The organism is Dactylosporangium sp. NPDC000244, assembly GCF_040300725.1.
Taxonomy (GTDB): domain Bacteria; phylum Actinomycetota; class Actinomycetes; order Mycobacteriales; family Micromonosporaceae; genus Dactylosporangium.
In genome coordinates this window covers 129,566-149,535 of the sequence record NZ_JBEPEH010000029.1, presented here as the reverse complement: position 1 = coordinate 149,535, position 19,970 = coordinate 129,566, and the positions used below count along the sequence as shown (strand labels likewise).

The 19,970-nt window shown below is 70.9% G+C and carries 20 protein-coding genes; 4 read left to right on the top strand and 16 right to left on the bottom strand.

Annotated elements, in window-relative coordinates; translation table 11 throughout:
- Positions 1 to 21: 21 nt before the first annotated feature.
- The 3 genes from ABT369_RS36430 to ABT369_RS36420 all read right to left on the bottom strand — a co-directional run bounded on the left by ABT369_RS36430 (position 22) and on the right by ABT369_RS36420 (position 2,568).
- Positions 22 to 1,227, bottom strand: a complete 1,206-nt coding sequence (locus ABT369_RS36430) for an esterase-like activity of phytase family protein (protein ID WP_350619097.1) — start codon at positions 1,225 to 1,227, stop codon at positions 22 to 24.
- Between the two features lie 35 nt (positions 1,228 to 1,262).
- Positions 1,263 to 1,781 carry a hypothetical protein gene (locus ABT369_RS36425; protein ID WP_350619095.1) on the bottom strand — a complete coding sequence of 173 codons (519 nt, stop codon included), beginning with the start codon at positions 1,779 to 1,781 and terminating at the stop codon, positions 1,263 to 1,265.
- A 91-nt stretch (positions 1,782 to 1,872) separates the two neighbouring features.
- The gene (locus tag ABT369_RS36420; RefSeq protein WP_350619093.1) at positions 1,873 to 2,568 is read right to left on the bottom strand and encodes a CAP domain-containing protein; all 696 of its coding nucleotides are present in this window, start codon (positions 2,566 to 2,568) and stop codon (positions 1,873 to 1,875) included.
- A 228-nt stretch (positions 2,569 to 2,796) separates the two neighbouring features.
- Between ABT369_RS36420 and ABT369_RS36415 the strand changes: the two genes are divergently transcribed.
- Together ABT369_RS36415 and ABT369_RS36410 are read left to right on the top strand one after the other, a co-directional pair.
- A complete protein-coding gene (locus ABT369_RS36415; RefSeq protein ID WP_350619091.1) occupies positions 2,797 to 2,997 on the top strand; it encodes a PspC domain-containing protein in 201 nt (66 codons plus the stop codon).
- Between the two features lie 564 nt (positions 2,998 to 3,561).
- Entirely contained in the window at positions 3,562 to 3,948 is a 387-nt protein-coding gene (locus tag ABT369_RS36410; protein ID WP_350619089.1) for a DUF6401 family natural product biosynthesis protein, read from the top strand.
- A gap of 14 nt (positions 3,949 to 3,962) precedes the next feature.
- Here the strand turns inward: ABT369_RS36410 and ABT369_RS36405 are convergent, their stop codons facing one another.
- The 13 genes from ABT369_RS36405 to pdxH all read right to left on the bottom strand — a co-directional run bounded on the left by ABT369_RS36405 (position 3,963) and on the right by pdxH (position 17,402).
- A complete protein-coding gene (locus tag ABT369_RS36405) occupies positions 3,963 to 5,414 on the bottom strand; it encodes an MFS transporter (protein WP_350619087.1) in 1,452 nt (483 codons plus the stop codon).
- A gap of 534 nt (positions 5,415 to 5,948) precedes the next feature.
- Complete coding sequence (locus ABT369_RS36400) at positions 5,949 to 6,680, bottom strand: LppX_LprAFG lipoprotein (protein ID WP_350619085.1); 732 nt, start codon at positions 6,678 to 6,680, stop codon at positions 5,949 to 5,951.
- A gap of 211 nt (positions 6,681 to 6,891) precedes the next feature.
- On the bottom strand, positions 6,892 to 8,370 hold the full coding sequence (locus tag ABT369_RS36395) for a glycoside hydrolase family 3 protein (protein WP_350619083.1): 1,479 nt from the start codon (positions 8,368 to 8,370) through the stop codon (positions 6,892 to 6,894).
- Positions 8,371 to 8,467: 97 nt separating this feature from the next.
- Positions 8,468 to 8,932: a DUF4442 domain-containing protein gene (locus ABT369_RS36390; RefSeq protein WP_350619081.1), complete on the bottom strand. Its 465-nt coding sequence runs from the start codon at positions 8,930 to 8,932 to the stop codon at positions 8,468 to 8,470.
- A gap of 34 nt (positions 8,933 to 8,966) precedes the next feature.
- A complete protein-coding gene (locus tag ABT369_RS36385) occupies positions 8,967 to 9,935 on the bottom strand; it encodes a hypothetical protein (RefSeq protein ID WP_350619079.1) in 969 nt (322 codons plus the stop codon).
- A 27-nt stretch (positions 9,936 to 9,962) separates the two neighbouring features.
- The gene (locus tag ABT369_RS36380; RefSeq protein WP_350619077.1) at positions 9,963 to 11,285 is read right to left on the bottom strand and encodes an ABC transporter ATP-binding protein; all 1,323 of its coding nucleotides are present in this window, start codon (positions 11,283 to 11,285) and stop codon (positions 9,963 to 9,965) included.
- Between the two features lie 160 nt (positions 11,286 to 11,445).
- A complete protein-coding gene (locus tag ABT369_RS36375; protein ID WP_350619075.1) occupies positions 11,446 to 12,234 on the bottom strand; it encodes a DUF4230 domain-containing protein in 789 nt (262 codons plus the stop codon).
- Positions 12,235 to 12,309: 75 nt separating this feature from the next.
- The gene (locus tag ABT369_RS36370) at positions 12,310 to 13,485 is read right to left on the bottom strand and encodes an acyl-CoA dehydrogenase family protein (protein WP_350619073.1); all 1,176 of its coding nucleotides are present in this window, start codon (positions 13,483 to 13,485) and stop codon (positions 12,310 to 12,312) included.
- A 17-nt stretch (positions 13,486 to 13,502) separates the two neighbouring features.
- Positions 13,503 to 13,793 (bottom strand): type II toxin-antitoxin system VapB family antitoxin, encoded by a 291-nt coding sequence (locus tag ABT369_RS36365; RefSeq protein ID WP_350619071.1) that lies wholly within the window; start codon positions 13,791 to 13,793, stop codon positions 13,503 to 13,505.
- A gap of 57 nt (positions 13,794 to 13,850) precedes the next feature.
- A complete protein-coding gene (locus tag ABT369_RS36360) occupies positions 13,851 to 14,468 on the bottom strand; it encodes a nitroreductase family protein (RefSeq protein ID WP_350619069.1) in 618 nt (205 codons plus the stop codon).
- 9 nt (positions 14,469 to 14,477) lie between these two features.
- Positions 14,478 to 15,413, bottom strand: coding sequence for an aldose 1-epimerase family protein (locus ABT369_RS36355; protein ID WP_350619067.1), 936 nt, complete (start codon positions 15,411 to 15,413; stop codon positions 14,478 to 14,480).
- A 16-nt stretch (positions 15,414 to 15,429) separates the two neighbouring features.
- Entirely contained in the window at positions 15,430 to 16,746 is a 1,317-nt protein-coding gene (locus ABT369_RS36350) for an MFS transporter (protein WP_350619065.1), read from the bottom strand.
- Positions 16,743 to 17,402, bottom strand: a complete 660-nt coding sequence (pdxH, locus tag ABT369_RS36345; RefSeq protein ID WP_502891860.1) for a pyridoxamine 5'-phosphate oxidase — start codon at positions 17,400 to 17,402, stop codon at positions 16,743 to 16,745. The genes ABT369_RS36350 and pdxH overlap by 4 nt, the downstream gene beginning before the upstream one ends.
- Before the next feature lie 138 nt (positions 17,403 to 17,540).
- Here pdxH and ABT369_RS36340 point away from each other — a divergent pair, with 138 nt between their 5' ends.
- Positions 17,541 to 18,647, top strand: coding sequence for a citrate synthase 2 (locus ABT369_RS36340; protein WP_350619061.1), 1,107 nt, complete (start codon positions 17,541 to 17,543; stop codon positions 18,645 to 18,647).
- Positions 18,648 to 18,815: 168 nt separating this feature from the next.
- Complete coding sequence (serC, locus tag ABT369_RS36335; RefSeq protein WP_350619059.1) at positions 18,816 to 19,934, top strand: phosphoserine transaminase; 1,119 nt, start codon at positions 18,816 to 18,818, stop codon at positions 19,932 to 19,934.
- The last annotated feature ends 36 nt before the right edge of the window (positions 19,935 to 19,970 follow it).

Below are 19,970 nucleotides of genomic sequence, written 5' to 3'. Positions count from 1 at the left end.
CCGCACACCGCGGCGGTCGCGCTACTTGAGGAAGCGCTTGTCGGCGTGCAGGTCGTCGGTCAGGCGGATGGTGATGAACTCGTCGTTGTCCGGCTGACCCGGGGTGCGGCCGCTGGAGAACGGGAAGTTGTTGTCGTTCACCACGCCCAGCGTGCGGTCATCGAGGATCACGACGTCCTCGATGGTCTGGAACGGGAAGGTGAACACGTCGGCCGGGCCGAACAGGTGGCGCGGGTCGGCGATGTTCATGAGGTCCGCGACCAGCGTCTTGTCCATCTTGCCGTCGCGGTTGCGGTCGCGCTTGTCGGCCAGGTAGATCCGCTTGAGCTTGGCCGTGGCGCCCTGGCCCTGGTCGCGCTCGATGATCAGGAACCGGTCGTCGTCGACGGCGATCGCGTCGCCGATCGAGTTGCTCGGGTCCTCCAGCTGGTAGGTCCAGACCTTGCCGGTGTACTTCTGCCGGGCCACGTCGAACTCGTTGAACCGCAGGCTGCCGGCCGGGTCGCCGGCGACCGTGCCCTCCAGCAGCGGGTAGAGCGTGCGCCCGTCCGGCGACAGCGCCATGCCCTCGAAGCCCTTGCTGCTGCCCAGGTTCGGGTTGCCCTCGGGGTTCTCCGGCGCGCGCACGCCCGGCAGCGAGATCGGGGCCTGCAGCAGGCGCCCGGCCCGGTCGAAGTGCAGCAGGTACGGGCCGAACTCGTCGCCGATCCAGTACGAGCCGTCCTTGACCCGCTGGATCGACTCGATGTCGAAGTCGGCGCCGGTGAGGACCCGGTCCTTGCGGGTCAGCGCGAAGGGCACGAAGTTGTTCGGGTCGGTCAGGTTGATGCCGCCGACCACGTCCACGGTCTTCTTGCCGTAGTCCGGCGCGACGCGGTGGATGCGCAGCACAAAGTCGCCGCTGTTGGCCTTGTTGCCGTAGCCGTTGTCGGAGATGACGTCGAACGTGCCGTCGCCGTTCTTGAGGATGCCGCTGAAGCCCTGAACGGGCTGGTCGTCGAAGGGCGGGGTGATGCCGTTGGACGGGGTGCCGCCCAGCAGCGCGCCGGACGGGTCGCTCGCGGAGACGAACGTCGCCGCCGGCAGCATCGCCCAGCCGGTGAGGGTGGCCTGCCCGAATCCGCCGCGGCCGTCGTGGCCCGCGTGGGCGGAGGCGCTCGGGGCCGTCAGGGTGAGCGCCAGCGCGCCGACGCCCACGCCGAGGCCGACACGTCGAAGATTCTTCATGCGCCCGGACGCTAAGCAGGTGCGGTGAACCGATCCTAGACTTTCTGTGTCATCTGTCCGAGCAGCGTATGTAGGCGCTCGACGATGCCCGGACCGTCGGTGATCTTGCCGCTGTCGACGTAGTACACGAACGACGCGCGCAGCACCAGGTCGCCGTCGTACGTCTCGACGTACGCCTGGCTGTCATCGAAGAACGAGAACGTCGTCGCGTCCACGCCCTTGGCGTCCTTGGCGGCGGCCTTGTCGAAGTCGACCTGCTCGGCCGCGGCCATCGACGGGCGCATCACGCTCAGGAAGATGTAGAACGCGCCGGACGAGCCGTCGACGGCACACGCCTTGAGGCTGTCGGTGTCGCGGCGCTCCTTGCCGGCGGGGCTCTCGCCGAGCGCGGCCTTGTACTGCTCATCGCCGGCGAGCGAGCACACGTCGACGTGGTCGTAGGCGCCCGCGTTGGACTTCGCCTCGGGCGGGGCGGCCGCCTTGTCCTCGCCGCAGCCGGCGAGCACCAGCATGGTGCCCGCCAGCAGCAGCGCTCTGCGAACGGTGAGGGTCACTCGTGCTTTCTACCCGCTCGGCGACCTGGGTTTCCAGGCTCGCGGGTTCGGCTGTTTCTCAGACTCGGCTTCTCAGGCTGCCTTCTCAGGCTCAGACTCGGCCGAAGTCCTGCGTCCAGTACGGGGTGCCGTCGGTCTTGTAGGCCAGGCCGACGCCGACCGCGACGCTCTGGCAGTTGAGGATGTTGGCCCGGTGACCGGGGCTGTTGATCCAGCCCGTGACCACGTCCTGGGCCGTGCGGTAGCCCCACGCGATGTTCTCGGCCGAGGCCCCGGTGGTGTAGCCGGCGGCCGCCTCACGCTGCACGAAGTTGCTGCCGTCCGAGCCGGTGTGGTCGAAGTAGTTCTTCGTCACCATGTCGGTGCTGTGCGCCCGCGCGGCCGTGACCAGGCGCGCGTCGATGCGCAGCGCCCCGCAGCCGTTGGCCTGGCGGTAGTTGTTCGTGAGCGTCACGACCTCGTTCTCCATCGCGGCGTACTGCCCCGTGGTCGGCGTGGTCGTCACCGGCGTGGCCGGCTTCGTCGGCGTGGTCGTCGGCGTCTTGGTGGGCGTCTTCTTGGCGGCCGACTTCTTCTTCTTTTTCTTCTTCGACGTGTAGGAGGTCTTGGCGGCCGCGTCGTCCGCGGCCTGCGCACCCACAGCCTCGACGACGTGCGCGACACCGGCCGAGACGGGCGCGCCGGCCGCGAGGGCCTGTGGTCCGGCGGTCGTGACGAGCGCGAAGCCGAGCGGCGCCGCGATGAGGGCGGCGGCGATGGTGGTGGCGCGGCGGGCGAACCGGGTCACTGTACGTAGGCCTTCCATTCGGGAACAGGTGAGGTCTGACGCACTGGGTATCGGGCCCGTCACACCCGGCCTGAGCTGGTCAACCGGCACGCAACACGCGGCAACCGACCGGCTACCCGTGCGGAGCATTCCCTAGTGGGAGGGGCGCGCGATTTCGGTCAAAGGTTGGAGGGCGAGGTGGCCGGGCATTTCTACGGTTGAGGTACACATCGACGAAGGAGCGAGGTTATGTCCAGTCTCGTCAGGCCCCGTGACAACCGTTGGATCGCCGGCGTCTGCTCGGGCCTTGCCCGCCGCTTCGGCATCTCGCCCAACATCATGCGGCTGATCTTCGTCATCTCGTGCCTGCTGCCCGGCCCGCAGTTCGTGATCTACCTCGTGCTGTGGGTCCTGATGCCGGACGAGTCCAAGGCCCGCAGCTACAACTGAGCTCGCTCCTCTCCGCACCACAGGCGGGGTGGGGGTCCGGGGTGCGGCCCGGACTCCCATCTCGAGCGCCCCACGTCAAGACATCTACCTCGCGCTGTGGGTCCTGATGCCGGACGAAGCCCGCTCCTCTCCCTGCCACCAGACGGGATGGGGACCCATCAGCCGGGCGCCCCGCGCCACGACATCCACCTCGTGCTGGTGGGTCCTGATGCCGGACGAGCCCAAGGCTCGCAGCTACAACTGAGCCCGCTCCTCTCTGCCGCGGACGGGGTGGGGGCCCGGGCTCCCGCTCCGCTTGCGGACGATAAGTCGGGCGCTCCGCGCCGCGACTTATCGGATTTTTCGCCTGCCGGGGTATAGGTCCGAATATGACCTATCTTCGGGTTTGTCACCGCCAGTTCTCGGCGACGGGGGCGATTTGCGGTGATTCATCCCGCGCGGCACCGGCGTGTCGCGGACTGATCATTCGGCTGATTCCGCAGCGTTTGGGAGCGGGCCGGGTCGCGCGGGGTGCGGGGCGGGTCCGGCGGTTCAGCCGGGTCCGGGACGGCCGAAGTCGGTGGCATGTCCAACGACACGAGCTACACCGCAGCCGGCCCGGACGCCTTCGGGGACTACGCCGAGGCCACCCGACGCAGCGTCGCCCGTTCGACGCTCAACGGCCTCATGACCTGGCTCGGCGAGGCCGGCCTGGCCGCGGCGCGCGAGTCCGCGGGCCTGCAGGCGACGATCGACCAGCACGCCGCCGCCGTGCGCGACGCCCTCGGCGACCCCGAGCACGGCCCCGGCGCCGTCCCGCTCGCGGGCTACGCCACCGGCGTGCGCGATGCCCTCATCGAGGCCCAGTGGCAGCTGCCGCCGACGAGCGAGCTCGACTGGTCGGCCCTGGAGTGGCCCGCCCTGCGCCTGCTCGCGATCTGCTCGCTCGCCCGCGCGGGCGGCTTCGTCTAGCTTTCGGCCGTCCGCTAGCTTTTGGCCGCCCGCGAGCGCCCCGGCAGCAGCAGCGCGCACAGGGCACCCAGGACGCAGATGACGGCGGTGGCGAGGAAAATTTCGCGGTACTCCGTCCGAAGCGCCCCCTGCAACGCCTCCTTGTAGGCATCCAGCAGCCGACGCTGCTCGTCCGGCGACTTGCCGAACACCAGCGGAAAGTTCAGGTGCGCCGTGAGCTCGTGGAAGCGGTGCAGCCCCCAGGCGGTGAGCCCCGCGACGCCGATCAGCATGCCCATCATCCGCGCCACGACCACCGCCGACGACGCCACCCCGTGCTGCGCCGACGGCGTGGCGCGCAGCACCGCGGCCGAGAGCGGGCCGATCACGAGCCCGAGCCCGAAGCCGGCGATCACGAGGTCGGTGTCGAGCCGGGGCAGCAGCCCGAGATACCGCACGTCGAGGATGTTCGCGGGCCAGCCGGCCACGAGCACGTACCCGGCCGCGGCCACCACCAGCCCCGCCACCGCGACGACCCGCTCGCCCGCGCGCGACACCAGCCATCCGCCCAGCACGGCGCCGACCGGCAGGGCGATCAGGAACCGGGTCAGCACCAGCGTCCCCTGCACCCCGCTCCGCCCGAGCAGCGTCTGCGCCACCAGCTCCACGTCGACCAGCGTCACCATCAGCGCCGCCCCCGCGCAGAAGCTGGCCCCCAGCGCCGCGAAGAACGGCCGCCGCAGCGCCCCGCGCAGGTCGACCAGGCGCGTGCGGGCCCGCGCCTCCCACGCCACGAACAGCAGCGCCCCGACCCCGGCACCGGCCAGCGCCCACCCACCCCAGGGCGGCAGCACCGCGCGCTCGGGATCCGGGTTGTAGAGGCCCACCACCGCGACACCGAGCGTCAGGGCCAGCAACAGCCCGCCCACAACATCGGTTTTCCGCTTCGGTACCCCCTGAGCCCGCCCCGGCAGCGCCACCCACACGAGCGCGATCGCGATCGCCGCGAGCGGGAGGTTGAGCCAGAAGATCCCCCGCCACGACCCGAAGAGGGCGGCGACCCCGACCCCGTACAGCGGCCCGAGCACACTCCCGAGCTCCTGAGCCGCCCCGACCGCCCCGAGCACGCCGGCCCGGCGCCGCTCGGCCCAGAGGTCCCCGGCCAGCGCGAGGGTGACCGGCAGCAGCGCGCCGCCGGCCAGGCCCTGCACGGTGCGCCCGGCGGTGAGCAGCCAGATGGAGTCCCCGGAGGCCGCGGTGAGCACCGACCCGCCCGCGAACCCGGCCAGGCACCCGACGATCACCGCCCGCCGCCCGAGCCGATCCGAGAGCGACCCGAGCAGCGGCATCCCGGCGATGTACCCGAGCAGGAACCCGGTCACCACGGGCGTCACGCGTTCGAGCCGGTTGGTCGCGATGTGCAGCGCATCGAGGATGTCGGTCAGCACCCCCACGACCACGTACGCGTCCAAGGCCGCGAGCAACACCGTCGCCCCACCGACCCCGATCGCCAGCCCCCGCCGAACCCGAACCCCGCCACCACCGACCGCACCCACGCCGACGCCTGAAGCCGCACCCACTCCGCCGCCAGAAGCCGCACCCACACCGCCACCACCCGCCGCACTCACGCTGCCGCCAGCCGCACCCACTCCGCCGCCAGCCGCATCTGCAAAGCCGTCGGTCGCATCCGCTCCGCCGCCGGTTGCTCTCACTCCGCCGCCAGAAGCCGCGCTCCCGTTCCCGCCGGCCGCGCTCGCACTGTCGCCGCCACCGTCGACCGCGTCGACCGCCCGCTCCTCACCGGCCGCGGTCACGCCTCGCTCACCGCCGACCCCCAACGAAAGCGGCGCCCGGAAGCGAACCGCGTCCCATCGCCGTCAAGCGACGGCGAGCAACCCCGGCCAGCGCGAAGTCCGGCTCGCACCGGCAATACGGAAATGTCGGATATGTCGTGGCGCGAAGCGCCCGACATATCCCCGCCGCACGAGTCGACGGTGTCGGCGAACGGCATCGGGCGCGGCCTACTTCGGCGGCGTGATCGTCACGGCGGCGTCGAACTCGGTGAAGGTCACCGTCACCGTGCCGCCCTTCGAGTCACCGACGGCCGGGAGATCGAACGCGGCCTTCAGCAGTCGCTTGTTGTCCTTGGCGATCCACACCCGGCCCGGCGCCGCGCCGGTCACGCCGGGCACGATCTTGGAGAGGTTCTCGGCCGGGAACTTGGCGCTCACGCGGTAGGTCGCCTGGCCGTCGACGTTCTCCGAGGCCTCCGTCTTGCCTTCGGTCGCGGTGCTCAGCACCTTGGCGATGCCGCGCTCGGGGTCGAGGATCGCCGACGGGTCGTAGACGGACGCGGCCAGGGCGAGCGGGATCTGCTGGTAGTCGCCGGTCGGGCCCTTGAGGTACATCGTCTGGCCCACGATCGTGAAGTTCAGGTCGGTCGCCGCGCCCATCTGCTCGATCTGCGCGGTGCCCTGGGCGTTGCCCTCCTTGGTCAGCACGCCTTCGGCGCGCTTGAGGGCGATGCCCGCGATCGTGCCGTCGGCGGCGATGAGGAACTTGGCGCTCTTGATCGCGCCCATCGCGGTCGAGGAGTCCTTGAGCAGCCCGTCGGCCGCCGGCAGGTTCGGGTCGGCCGAGGGGGCCGAGCTCTTCTTGTCGTCGGAGGAGCAGCCGGAGAGCGCGACGAGCGTGGCCGTCAGCGCGGCGATGCCGGCAACGAGCAGACCGGGGCGGGACTGGGTGCGGGACATACCGGCATGCTAGACCGGCCCCGGTAACAACTCGGTGAGCGCCGCTGAGCGCCCTCTCAGGCCCGCCCGCGGCCCAGGTCACGAATCGATGGCGCCGACGAAGACGCGACGGAAGCGCCCGGCCCGCCAAAAAAGCGTGACGACGCGCCAAGGCTGCCAAAGAGCGCGACGACGTGACGAGACCGGCAAAGAGCCGCGGCCGGCCCGGCGATCAGGAGCGGCCGGCGAGAAGCTCGGCCACGGCGCGGCCGGCCGCGGCCGTCGCGCCGAAGGTCGCGATGTGCACGTCGCCCAGTGGAGAGGCCGGGACGCCCATCTCGACGACGACGGCGTCAGGGCGTACCGATAACGCGCCCTTCAAGGATTCCGTCATCCACTCGTAGCGGTGCGGGTCCCGCGCGACCAGCACGAGCGGCCGCCCGCAGGACGCCTCGAGGGCGTCGGGCAGGCCCGCCGACGACGACAGCCGCGTGCCCGTCGTGGCCGGCACCAGCTCCGCCAGCGGCGCGAGCAGGCCCCAGGGCGTCTCGGGGGCGATGGCGAGGTTGAGCTGGGGCTGGAACTCGATGACGTACGGCGCGGCGGCGAGCGGGAACGTCGCCTCCGGGGCCGAGATGCGCAGCGCGCGCCGGGCCGCGGACAGGCCCACGGCGGCCGCACGCGGGTCCGGGGCGACCTTCGGGACCGCGAGCGACCAGGCGGCCAGGCGGGCGACCCGCGCGGCGGCGTCAGCGAGGCGCTCCTCGGCGAGCTCGCCGGAGCGGACCGCGGCGACGATCGCGTCACGCAGCATGGTCGCGGTCTCCTCGTCCGCGTGCTCCCCGCCGACGCAGATGGCGTCGGCGCCGGCCGCGAGCGCGAGCACGGTGGCGTTGGCCAGGCCGTACCGGTCGGAGATGGCGCGCATCTCGATGCCGTCGGTGACGATGAGGCCGTCGAAGCCGAGCTCGCCGCGGAGCAGGTCCGTCATGATCTTGCGGCTGAGGGTTGCCGGGAAGTCGGGATCCAGCGACGGTACTCGCAGATGCGCGCTCATCACCGCCTGCACGCCCGCGGCGATGGCGGCCCGGAACGGAATCAGCTCGACGGCCTCGAGGTCGGCGCGGCCGGCCTTGATCAGCGGTACGTCCAGATGGGAGTCGACGTTGGTGTTCCCGTGGCCCGGAAAGTGCTTGGCACAGGCCGCGACGCCGGCCTCCTGCAGCCCGGTGATCCAGGCCGCGGTGTGCCGGGCCACGCGCTCGGGCTCGGCGCCGAACGCGCGCGAGCCGATGACCGGGTTGTTCGGGTCGTTGTTGACGTCGGCGTCGGGCGCGTAGTCGAAGGTGATGCCGGCCGCGGCGAGATCGCGCCCGAGGTGGCCGGCCACCTCGCGGGTCAGGGCCGGGTCGTCGATCGCGCCGAGCGCGAGGTTGCCGGGCCAGGGGCTACCGGTGTACGCATCGAGCCGGGTGACATCGCCGGCCTCCTCGTCGATGGCGACGATGACGTCCGGCTTCTCGGCACGCATTGCCGCGGTCAGCTCGGCGACCTGGTCGCGGTCGACCACGTTGCGGGCGAACAGCGCGACGCCGCCCAGCCCTTCGGCGAGGCGGCGACGAAGCCACGGCGGCGGCTCTTTGCCGACGAACCCGGGCTGGAGCACGGCGTCCGCCATGCTCCTGAGTTCGACCCCCGTGCGTGCGTCCATGCGTGACCACCCTTTCGCTTGGCGAAAATGGTCACATCACGGCTCGGTAATAGTCAAGAAACCTTCCAGTAGTTAACAGGCTCTTCCCAGTCCGGAATCACCCGTGCGGGCGGATGGTCCAGACCACCGTCATGGTCGTCGTGACGGCGCCGTCAGCCCGGGTGACCTCGATGGAAACCGGGAACTCGGGGCGCCCGCCGGCCTGCAACTCATCGATGACCTCCGACACCGGGCGGCCCAGCGTGGCCGTGGCGGCGACCGGGCCGCGGGCCAGCTTCGCGTACGCGATGTCCGAGCGCACCGCCAGCGGCGTGCCCAGGTGCAGGTGCGGGCCGAACGCGGCCATCACCACGGCGCCCGAGGCCGTCTCCCCGAGCGCGAACAGGGCCCCGGCGTGCGGGCCGGCCACGTGGTTGTGCAGGCGCTCCTCGTCCGGGAGCGTCGCGACCGCCCGGACGACGTCACCCTCGGCATCCAGATCGGTGATCTCGATGCCGAGGGTGCGCGCGAACGGTACGGCCGCGATGAGGTTCTCGCCGAGCGTCTTCGAGTCCAGGGTCATGCCGCGATGTTACCGGCGGGTAGCAACAGCGGGATCAGGAGAACAGCCGACCGATGGCCTGCACGATCTCGACGTAGAAGTTGCCCTCGATCTGACGGAAGATCTGGAACGGCTCGTCCGGCGAGCCGAAGAAGGGCCGCAACGTCCAGGCCAGCTGCGTGCCGACGAAGCCGAACAGCAGGATCCAGACGTTGAGCAGGGTCATGCTGGCCGGCCGCTCCCCCGGCGCCAGCTGCTCGACCGGGCGCGGTTGCGGAAGGTGATGGATCTGCCGCACGCCCGGCGCCAGCGGCAGGAGCTCGGGCGGGGCCACGATCGTGGCAACGAGGCCATTGGGCTGGGGCTGGGGCTGGGGCTGGGCTGGCGCGGGAACGGCGGACACCGGGGTGACGACCTCGGCTTCGGCCTCCTCGGTCGAAGCCTCGGCCGGGGCGGCGAGCGCGGCCAGGGCGGCCTCTTCGCGCTCCTTCTCCCGGCGCCGGGCCTCGGCCAGGGCCGCGGTGTGCTCGTTGAGCGACCGCATGCCGCTGGTCAGGAACCGCAGGCCGACGAACGCGGTCATGGTGAGGATGCCGACGTTCAGGATCTTGTAGAAGTCGTAGCTGAACGCGGTGATGAGGAAGAACAGGCTGATCGGCGCGAATGCGAGCGAGAGCACCGACGTCACGGTGATCGTGACCATGACGAGCGACAATGCCTGCTTCACCTGGAGCCGGGCGCCGAAGACCAGGTTGAACAGGTACAGCGTGGGCAGGCAGATCGCCAGCGTCATGAGGAACAGCAGGGGCAGCTTCACCGCCGAGATCGCCGCCATCGCGACGCTGTGGGACGCCCCAAGCACGGCTCCGTAGCAGGCCAGGGCTACTACGGAGCTGTACAGCATCTGCCGGGTCAGCTTGCCGAGCTCGCGCTCCTCACCGATCTGCCGCCAGATGCCCTCGCGGTCGCGCAGGATGCGCTCGATGATGAGCAAGCCGGAACTGGATTCGCCATAGGCTGCCATCGGCGCAGGCTATGTGATGCCAGTCACTCAGCGCCACCCCACGTCGATGCGCTGTCCCCTTTCGTCGAAAAAGTGCAGAGCTTCCATGCGCACAGCGACGGTCAATGGATGACCGTGCGTCACATTCGGGTAGGGCGCCAGGCGCACGGCGAGCTCGGCCGGGCGCCGGTGGTGCCGGCCCGGGTCGCTCAGCACGCTCTCGCGGTTCTGCGGCCGGCGCTGGGTGCCGCCGCGTCCGTTGACGCCGGCCCCGACGAGCTCGTCCTCGCCGCCGCGCCCGGTGATCTTGCTGACGAACCGCCGCAGCCCGCCGCCGTTGATCGGGATGTCGGTCGGCGGCTTGCCGATCTCGTCGACGATCACGGCGGTCGCGCCGATGTCGAGGAACGCCAGCGACTCGTGGCCGTGGTGCTCGAGGTAGCGGATGCGGCCCCGCAGCACGTCACCCGTGGTCGAGTCCGGCACCGGGGCCAACGCCTCCGCCCGCACCCCGATGACGATGCGCTCGCCGTGGAAGTGCGCGACCTGGCGCGAGCGCAGGTCGTTCCAGGGCAGGTGCAGCACCTGGTCGCCCATGTGCAGGGCGATGTGGCGGTCGAGGTGCACGTAGACCTCGGCCTCGAGCAGGTTCATGCGCGGGCTGCCGAGGAAGGCGGCCACGTAGAGGGTCGCCGGGCGGCCGTACACCTGCGTCGGGGTGCCCACGTCCTGCAGGACGCCCTTGCGCAGGATCGCCACCCGGTCGGCCATGGTCAGCGCCTCGGCCTGGTCGTGCGTGACGTAGATCGTCGTGACGCCGAGCTCCCGCACCAGGCCCGAGATCTCGGCCCGCAGCTCGGCGCGCAGGCCGCTGTCCAGGTTCGACAGCGGCTCGTCCATGAGGAACAGCTTCGGCCGGCGCACGATGGCCCGCCCCATCGCGACCCGCTGCCGCTGACCACCGGAGAGCTGGCCGGGCTTGCGGGCGAGCACGTCGCCGATGCCCAGCGCGCTGGCCACCTCCGCGACCTGCTCCGCCCGCGGCTCGGGCTCGATGCCGGACAACCGCAGCGGGAAGCCGATGTTCTCGCCGACCGTCATGTGCGGGTAGAGGGCGAAGTCCTGGAAGACCATCGCGACCCCCCGCTCCCGCGGCGGCAGGTCGTTGGCCAGTTCCCCGTCCATGATGATCGCGCCGGAGGTGGGGTCCTCCAGCCCGGCCACCATGCGCAGCAGCGTCGACTTCCCGCAGCCGCTGGGACCGAGGAGCACCATGAACTCGCCCTGTCCCACATCCAGGTTCACTCGGTCGACGGCAACCGTGCCGTCGGCGAAGACCTTCATCACATCTTTGAGTGCGACGGTAGCCACCGTCACCTCCACCCCAGGTCAGCAATTCGCGGTTCGGCCAGTTACCCCGAGTCAAATACTGTGATGAGGGGCACGCAAGTTGGTCCATCGGGTAAATGACCAGTGTTCAAGGCGTTACCGCGCAACTACTGTCGCGAAATTTTCCTGGTGGGCACCAGGATCACCCCGCCGGGAAGTTCACCGTTACCGATGAGTACCCCAGGGCGCCCAGGAACTGCTGCAGCATCTTGCGCGTGTTGTCCTCGGCACGTTTCTGCAGGCCGGCGTCCTTGGCGGCGTCGCCGATCTTCTGCTCGGCGAGCTTGTAGACCTCCTGCAGACGGTTCGGGTCCGAACTGAAGGCGTCGCCGATGCGGTTGAAGACCCCGCGTTCCTCTTGGTAGACGTAGCTGTGGTCGTTGTCGATCCGGACCGGCCGCAGCTGCGGGGCGGGCAGGTTGATCTCGGCCGTGCGACGGTCCTCGGACTCCTTCACCGCGCCCTGGCCGATGCTGGAGAAGTCGACGTAGACCTCGACCGAGCCGGCCGCGACGAACAGAATGCGCTCATTGAGCAGAAAGTCCGGGATGTACTTGCGGTCCTTCTGCACGTCGACGATGACCTGAAAGTTCCCCTCGGCCGCGACGAACTGGTTGAGGTCCTGCACGGACTTCAGCAGCGCGGGGCCGGAGCGGTCGGTCTGCTCCTGCGCGAAGGGGTTCTTCAGGCCGGGGAACAGCCCGATGGTCTTCGCGCCGAGCACGAGCGCGACGACGAGACCGATCGCGGCCACGAGCCAGAACAGCCCGCGCATCGCGCCGCCGCCCTGCTTGACGATCACCGGCTGGGGCGGATCGACGGGCCTGCGGTCGTCGCGCGGGTCGAGCCGGTCGCCGATCTCCAGACGGTTCCCAGGGCCTGATGCAACCTCGGGATACTCGGAGGTCTTCGACTCTTCGTTGTCGGCCATGCTGACGGCTCCCGGGTGCGGAGGATCTACCTACCGCTAACGGTAAGGGGATCGGTAAAGCGCCGCGAATCGATCTCAGGCGAACGCGGCGAGCCCGGTGAGGCGCTGCCCGATGACCAGCTGATGGATCTCCGAAGTTCCCTCGTACGTGAGCACCGTCTCCAGATTCGCGGCGTGGCGCATGATCGGGTACTCCGCGCTGATGCCGTTGGCGCCGAGGATCGTGCGGCACTGGCGGGCGATGCCGAGCGCCTCCCGCACGTTGTTCAGCTTGCCCACGCTGACCTGCTCGGGCCGCAGCCGCCCGGCGTCGGCGAGCCGGCCGAGGTGCAGGGCGAGCAGGTACCCCTTCTGCAGCTCCACCGCCGCGTCTGCGAACTTGGCCTGGGTCAGCTGGAATCCGGCGATCGGCCGGCCGAACTGCTCGCGGGCGCCGGCGTAGTCCAGCGCGGTGTGCAGGCTGTCCCGCGCGGCCCCGAGCGCGCCCCACACGATGCCGTAGCGCGCCTCGGTCAGGCAGGACAGCGGCGCCTTCAGCCCGCGCGCGAGGGGCAGCTGGGCCGAGGCGGGCAGCCGGACCTCGTCGAGGAAGATCTGCCCGGTGCAGGAGGCCCGCAGCGAGAGCTTGTGGTGCACGACCCGCGCGCTGAATCCGGGGGTGTCCGTCGGTACCGCGAAGCCGCACACCCCGTCGTCGGTGCGCGCCCACACGACGGCCACGTCCGCGACGGGCGCGTTGGTGATCCACATCTTGCCGCCGCTGAGCACCCAGTCGTCGCCGTCGCGCCGGGCCCGGGTGGTCATCGAGGCCGGGTCGGAGCCGTGGTCGGGCTCGGTCAGCCCGAAGCACCCGATCGCGTCGCCGGCCGCCATCCGGGGCAGCCACTCGGACTTCTGCTCCTCGGACCCGTACTTCCAGATCGCGAACATCGCCAGCGACCCCTGCACCGACACGAGGCTGCGCACGCCCGAGTCGCCGGCCTCGAGCTCCAGGCACGCCAGCCCGTAGGCCACGGCGCTGGCCCCGGCGCACCCGTAGCCCTCCAGGTGCATGCCGAGCAGCCCCACCCCGGCAAGCTCCTTGGCCAGCTCGCGGACGGGCACCTCGCCGCGCTCGTACCACTCGGCCACGTTGGGCCGGACGTGATCGTCGACCACCCGGCGCACGAGCGCCCGGATCGCCAGCTCCTCCTCGGAGTGCAGTCCGTCGATGTCGAGCAGGTCGAGGGGGCGCGCCGGCGTCGTCGTCACGCCCCCCAGAATATGCACTAAGCCTGCAAAACCCGCGCGTGGATCGATGTCCTCTGCTGCAAGGCGGCCCGCAGCGCGCGGTGCAGGCCGTCCTCCAGATAGAGCGCGCCCTCCCACTGCACGACGTGCGGGAACAGGTCGCCGTAGAACGTCGAGTCCTCGGCGAGCAGGTGGTCGAGCGCCAGCTCCCGCTTGGTGGTGATGAGCTGGTCGAGCCGCACCGGGCGCGGCGGGATCTCGGACCACTGCTTCAGTGTGAGCCCATGCTCCGGATACGGCCGACCCTCACGGACCGCCTTGAAGATCATGAACGCGTCACCCCCCTGACCGTGCCAGGGTACCGACTGGGTGCGACAGAAACCGCGTCACGAGCCTGCCTGGTTACCCCAATTCCCGCGGTGCGTAACACTCGGTGACTCCCGCCGGCCCCGCTTGAGCGACGCCGAGCGCGTGTCGGGCGCGCGGTACCCGAGCGTCATGGCCCCGATCGGCGTGTATGCCTCCGGGACGCCGAACTCGGCCCGGAACTGCGGGATCCGATCCGGCGTGATGCCGAAGAAGCACGAGCCCAGCCCCTCGTCCACCGCGCCGAGCAGCACCAGCAGGCTCGCCATCCCGGTGTCGATGTGCCAGTACGGCACCGGCCACCGGGCCTCGTCGCGGTCCGTCCAGCCCTTGTCCGGCTGGGCGTAGCGGTCGAGGTAGGCGTCCCGGTGGCTCAGCGGCACGACGATGACGGGCGCCTTGGTCATGCCCTCCATCCAGCCCGTCGGCAGATGCTCCTCGGGCGTGGTGGCGGTCCAGAACCGCTCGACGTCCGCGGGGGTGTCGAGCAGCAGGAACTCCCAGCCCTGGGAGAAGCCCGCCGACGGGGCGTGCACCGCATACCCCAGCAGCCGCTCGACGATCTCCGCCGGGACCGGACGGTCGGGGTCGTAGTTGCGCACCATCCGCCGCCGGCGGATCACCTCGGAGAGCTCCATGCCTGAAGCCTAGATCGCGCGGATCCCCCAGCTCCCACGCCAGGTCGAACCCGGATCCAGCACGACGACGTCGCGGCCGGAGCGGAACGCGTCGGGCGGGCAGGTCATGGGCTCGATCGCCAGGGCCTTGCGCAGCCGGTCGGCGGGCAGCGTGTCGGAGGAGTACACCTGCCACCACGAGAAGGCGGCGTCGGCCCAGACGGTCACGCCGCGGCCGTCGGGCGCGGTGACGTCGACCTGCGAGCCGCCGTCGGCCGCCGCGTCCACGTCGCCGAAGGCCGTGTCGAGCACCGTGGCGCCGAGCCGGCGGCCGTCCACGAAGTCGTACTCGGTGCCCGCCACCCGGGCCGCGCCGATCGGCAGCAGCCGCGCGTCGACGAGCAGGCGGCTGCGGGCCGGCACGCGGAGGGTCAGCTCGTCCACGGGCACGCCCGGGACGAGGACGTACGGGTGCGTGGCGAGCCCGAACGGAGCCGCCCGGTCGCCGGTGTTGGTGACCTCGTGCTCGGCGCGCAGGCCACCCTCGCCGACCGACCAGGTGGTCCGCAGCCGCAACGGCCATCCGTAGCCGGGCTGGGGCACCAGGTCGTGCTCGACGGTGATGCGGTCCTCGGCCACGTCCACGACGGCCCAGCGGGCCCAGTTCACGAGGCCGTGGATGGCGTTGTGCCGCTCCGGCTCGGTCAGCGGCAGCTGCTGGTGCTCGCCCTCGAAGGCGAACTGCCCGTCGCGGATCCGGTTCGGCCAGGGGGCCAGCACCTGCCCGGCGCTGCCGACGGCGCGCTCGTGCTCCTCGTAGCCGGAGACGACCTCGCGCCCGTTCGAGGTGAAGGTGCGTACGCCACCGCCCACCTCGACGATGACGGCCTCCTGGCCGCCGGAGCGGATCGTCCACTGTGTACCCGAGGGGGCGAGCTGCAGCTGCGCTGCGGCGGCGGTTTCCATGAGCGTGACAATATCGTCACGAAGACGTGTCGGTGTAGCGGAGGAGCACCGGGAATGCCGCTCCGAGCAGCACCGCCACCACAGCGGCGGCGATCCCACCCGCGACCCACGAGAATGTCGCGCCCGTCACGTCGGCCACCGAGCCGGCCCGAAGGTCACCCAGACGTGGGCCTCCGGCGACCACGGCGAAGAAGACGCCCTGCAGCCGCCCGCGCATCGCGTCAGGCGCGCTGAGGAGCACCGTCTGGCGGTACACCCCGCTGATCATGTCCGCGGCACCGGCCAGCGCCATGAAAGCTACACATGCCCACAGCCACGGGACCGCGCCGGCCGCCGCGACCGCGAGCCCCCAGCCGACCACGGCGCCGACGAGCGCGATGCCGCGGCGGTGCACCCGGTTGATCCAGCCCGAGGTGAGCCCGGCCAGCACGGCGCCGATGGCGATCGAGGAGTACAGCCAGCCCAGGGACGATTCCCCGAAGCGCTGGTCGGCGACGACCGGGAACAGCGCCTTGGGCATGGCCAGCACCATCGCCGCGATGTCGATGGCGAAGGTGAGCAGGATCAGCCGGTGCCCGGCCAGGAAGCGCAGCCCGACGCCGATGTCCCGCAAGCCGGCGGAGCCGCCGCGGGCCGACTGCGTCTCCACCGACGAGGCCTGTGTCGCCTGACTGTGCTTCTCGCCGGTCGGCGGCAGGGCGGGCAGGCGCAGGGCGGCCCACAGCACGACGGTGAACAGCACGGCGTCGACGGCGTAGGCGGCCGAGAAGTCGAACGCGGCGATCACCACCCCGGCGCCCACCGGGCCGCCGATCGCGGCCACGTTGGACACGGTGAAGCCCAGCGTGTTGGCCGAGGCCACCTCCTCCGGGCCGACCAGCGACGGGATGATGGCCTGGCGCACCGGGCTGTTGATGCCGAACGCGGCCGACTGGGCGGCGATGAGCCCGAGCATCAGCCACGCGTTGTCCAGGTGCAGCACGGCCTGGGCGAGCAGCCCGAGCGTCGTGAGCCACATCAGCACGGAGCTGGCCACCAGCACCTTGCGGCGGTCGTACGCGTCCGCGATGGCGCCGCCCCAGATCGAGAACACGATGAGCGGGACGAGGCCGACGAAGCTGGCCATGCCGACCCAGAGCGCGGACTTCGTGATGGCGTAGACCTGCACCGGCACGGCGACCGCGGTGAACTGCACGCCGAAGAAGCTGACCGCGTTGCCGACGAAGATGCGGCGGTACGGCCCGTGGCGCAGCGGCCGCACGTCGATCGCGTGCCGCCGCAGCCAGCCCCGCGGCTTCCCCTGCTGTTGCTGCTCGTCCTCGACCGCGGTCACGGCGCGAGCCGCTCGACCTTGACGTCACCCTCCGCGATGACGAACCGCAGCCGGTCGTGCAGCCGGCTGCCCCGGCCCTGCCAGAACTCGACCTCGTCCGGCGCGACCCGGAACCCGCCCCAGTGCGGCGGCGCCTCGATCGGCCCGTCGCCGAAGCGCTCCTCGGCCGCCGCGAGCCAGCGCTCGAGATCGGCCCGGGCGCCGATGACCGTCGACTGCGGGCTCGCCCAGGCGCCGAGCTGGGCGCCGCGCGGACGCACCGCGAAGTACTCCTCGGTCTCCTCGCGCGGCACCTTCGTCACCGTTCCGCTCACGATGACCTGCCGGTGGAGGTGGTACCACGGAAAGACGAGCGTGGCCCTCGGGTTCCCGGTGAGATCGTGCCCCTTGTGCGATTCGTAGTTCGTGAAGAACGTGAATCCGCGCCGGTCGTATCCCTTGAGCAGCACGGTGCGCGCGGACGGCCGGCCCTCGGCGGAGGCGGTGGCCAGCAGCATCGCGTTGGGCTCCGGAAGACCGGCCTCGACGGCGTCGGCGAACCAGGTGGCGAACTGGTCGAACCAGGTCGCGGCGAGCGTCTCCTCATCCAGCTCGCCGGAGTACTCCGTGCGCATGCGCGACAAATCTTGCGGTGATGTGCTGGGTCTCACGCTCACATCCTTCCTCCGGAGATCGAATTTGCGTGAAGATGTGTCATGTAGGACACATCTGAGCCACCGTTCAGTCGGCAGCGACCGCGTTCCGGGGCGAAGATGGCTGGGAGTTGACACCCCGATTTCACGCAGGAGTGAGTCATGTCCGATTTCAAGCCGGGACTCGAGGGCGTGATCGCCTTCGAATCCGAAATTGCGGAGCCCGACAAGGAAGGCGGCGCCCTGCGCTATCGCGGGGTCGACATCGAGGATCTCATCGGCCAGGTGTCCTTCGGCAACGTTTGGGCATTGCTCGTCGACGGGAAGTTCGGGCCGGGCCTGCCGCCCGCCGAGCCGTTCCCGGTACCGGTGCACTCCGGTGACATCCGGGTCGACGTGCAGTCCGCGGTCGCCATGCTGGCGCCGTACTGGGGCCTCGGCCAGCTGCTCGACATCGAGACCCCGCAGGCCCGCGAGGACCTCGCCCGGGTCAGCGTCACCGCGCTGTCGTTCGTCGCGCAGGCCGCCCGCGGCCTCGGGCTGCCGGCCGTGCCGCAGAAGGAGATCGACAAGGCCGAGACCATCGTCGAGCGGTTCATGCGCCGCTGGCGCGGCGAGCCCGACCCGCGGCACGTCAAGGCGGTCGACGCCTACTTCATCTCGGCCGCCGAGCACGGCATGAACGCCTCCACGTTCACCGCCCGCGTGGTCGCCTCCACCGGCGCCGACGCGGCCGCGTGCATCTCCTCCGGGATCGGCGCCCTGTCCGGCCCGCTGCACGGCGGCGCGCCGTCGCGGGTGCTCGGCATGATCGAGGCGGTCGAGCGCTCCGGGGACGCGGAGGGCTACGTCAAGGGCGTCCTGGACCGCGGCGAGCGCCTGATGGGCTTCGGCCACCGGGTGTACCGCGCCGAGGACCCCCGCGCCCGCGTGCTGCGCCGCACCGCCAAGGAGCTCAACGCCCCGCGCTTCGAGGTCGCCGAGGCCCTGGAGAAGGCGGCGCTGGAGGAGCTGCACGCCCGCCGCCCCGACCGCGTGCTCGCCACGAACGTGGAGTTCTGGTCGGCCGTCGTGCTCGACTTCGCCGAGGTGCCGGCGCACATGTTCACGTCGATGTTCACCTGCGCCCGCGTGGCCGGGTGGAGCGCCCACATCCTGGAGCAGAAGGAGCTCAACCGGCTGGTCCGGCCGTCGGCGAAGTACGTCGGCCCGGCCCCGCGCAAGCCGCAGGACGTCGAGGGCTGGGACCGTATCCCGCACGGCGTGTAGCGGTCCGGAGCGAAGCGGAGGAGCCGCTACACCATAAATGCAGCTCCCGCACGCCGCCGTAGCGAAGCGGAGGCGGCGTGTGACGCTCGTTATTTTTCTCGGGGGTGCGGCGGAAAAGTGGCAGGATCCGCGAGGTACCCGCTGCCGCCGCACCCCGGGAGTCTCTCCATGGCCGAAATCCGCATTCCCGACGAGATCAAGCCCAAGGACGGGCGCTTCGGCGCCGGCCCGAGCAAGGTGCGGCCCGAGTCCGTGCAGGCTCTCGCGGGCGTCGCCTCGACGTGGATGGGGACGAGCCACCGCCAGAAGCCGGTCCGCGACCAGGTCGCCCGGCTGCGGCGCGGCCTCGCGGAGCTGTTCAGCCTGCCCGAGGGCTACGAGGTGGTGCTCGGCAACGGCGGCAGCACCGCGTTCTGGGATGTCGCGGTCTTCGGCCTGATTCGGGACAGGGCCCAGTTCGCCAGCTTCGGCGAGTTCGGCGCCAAGTTCGCCTCGGCCGCCAAGAAGGCCCCGTTTCTCGGCGAGCCCACCGTGATCAAGGCGGACCCGGGCACCGGCGCGTTCCTGCGCGCCGAGGAGGGCGTGGACGCGTACTGCTCGCCCCACAACGAGACCTCGACCGGCGTCGCGGTGCCGGTGCAGCGGCTGCGCGGTACCGATGAAGGCTCTTTGCACCTGACCGACGCGACCTCGGGCGCCGGCGGGCTCGACGTGGACGTCAGCCAGACCGACGTGTACTACTTCGCGCCGCAGAAGGGCTTCGGCTCCGACGGCGGCCTGTGGATCGCGCTCATGTCGCCGGCCGCCATCGCCCGGGTCGCGGAGATCAAGGAGTCGGGCCGCTACATCCCCGACTTCTTCGACCTGCAGACGGCCATCGACAACTCGCGGCTCGAGCAGACCTACAACACCCCGGCCCTGGCCACCATCTTCATCGCCGCCGAGCAGGTCGACTGGATGCTGGCCGGCGGCGGGCTCTCCTTCGCGGCCAAGCGCAGCGAGGAGTCGGCGTCGCTGCTGTACGGCTGGGCCGAGCGCTCCAGCGTGGCGACCCCGTTCGTCACCGACCCGGCGGTGCGCTCCAACGTGGTCGGGACCATCGACTTCGCCGACTCGATCGACGCGGCGGCCATCTCGAAGGCGCTGCGGGCGAACGGGATCGTGGACACCGAGCCGTACCGCAAGCTGGGCCGAAACCAGCTGCGCATCGCGATGTTCCCGGGCGTCGACCCGGCCGACGTCGAGGCGCTGACCGTGTGCATCGACTATGTGATCGAACGGCTCTGATCTGCTTTTCCTCGGCGCGCCTGTCTTCGTTGCGGC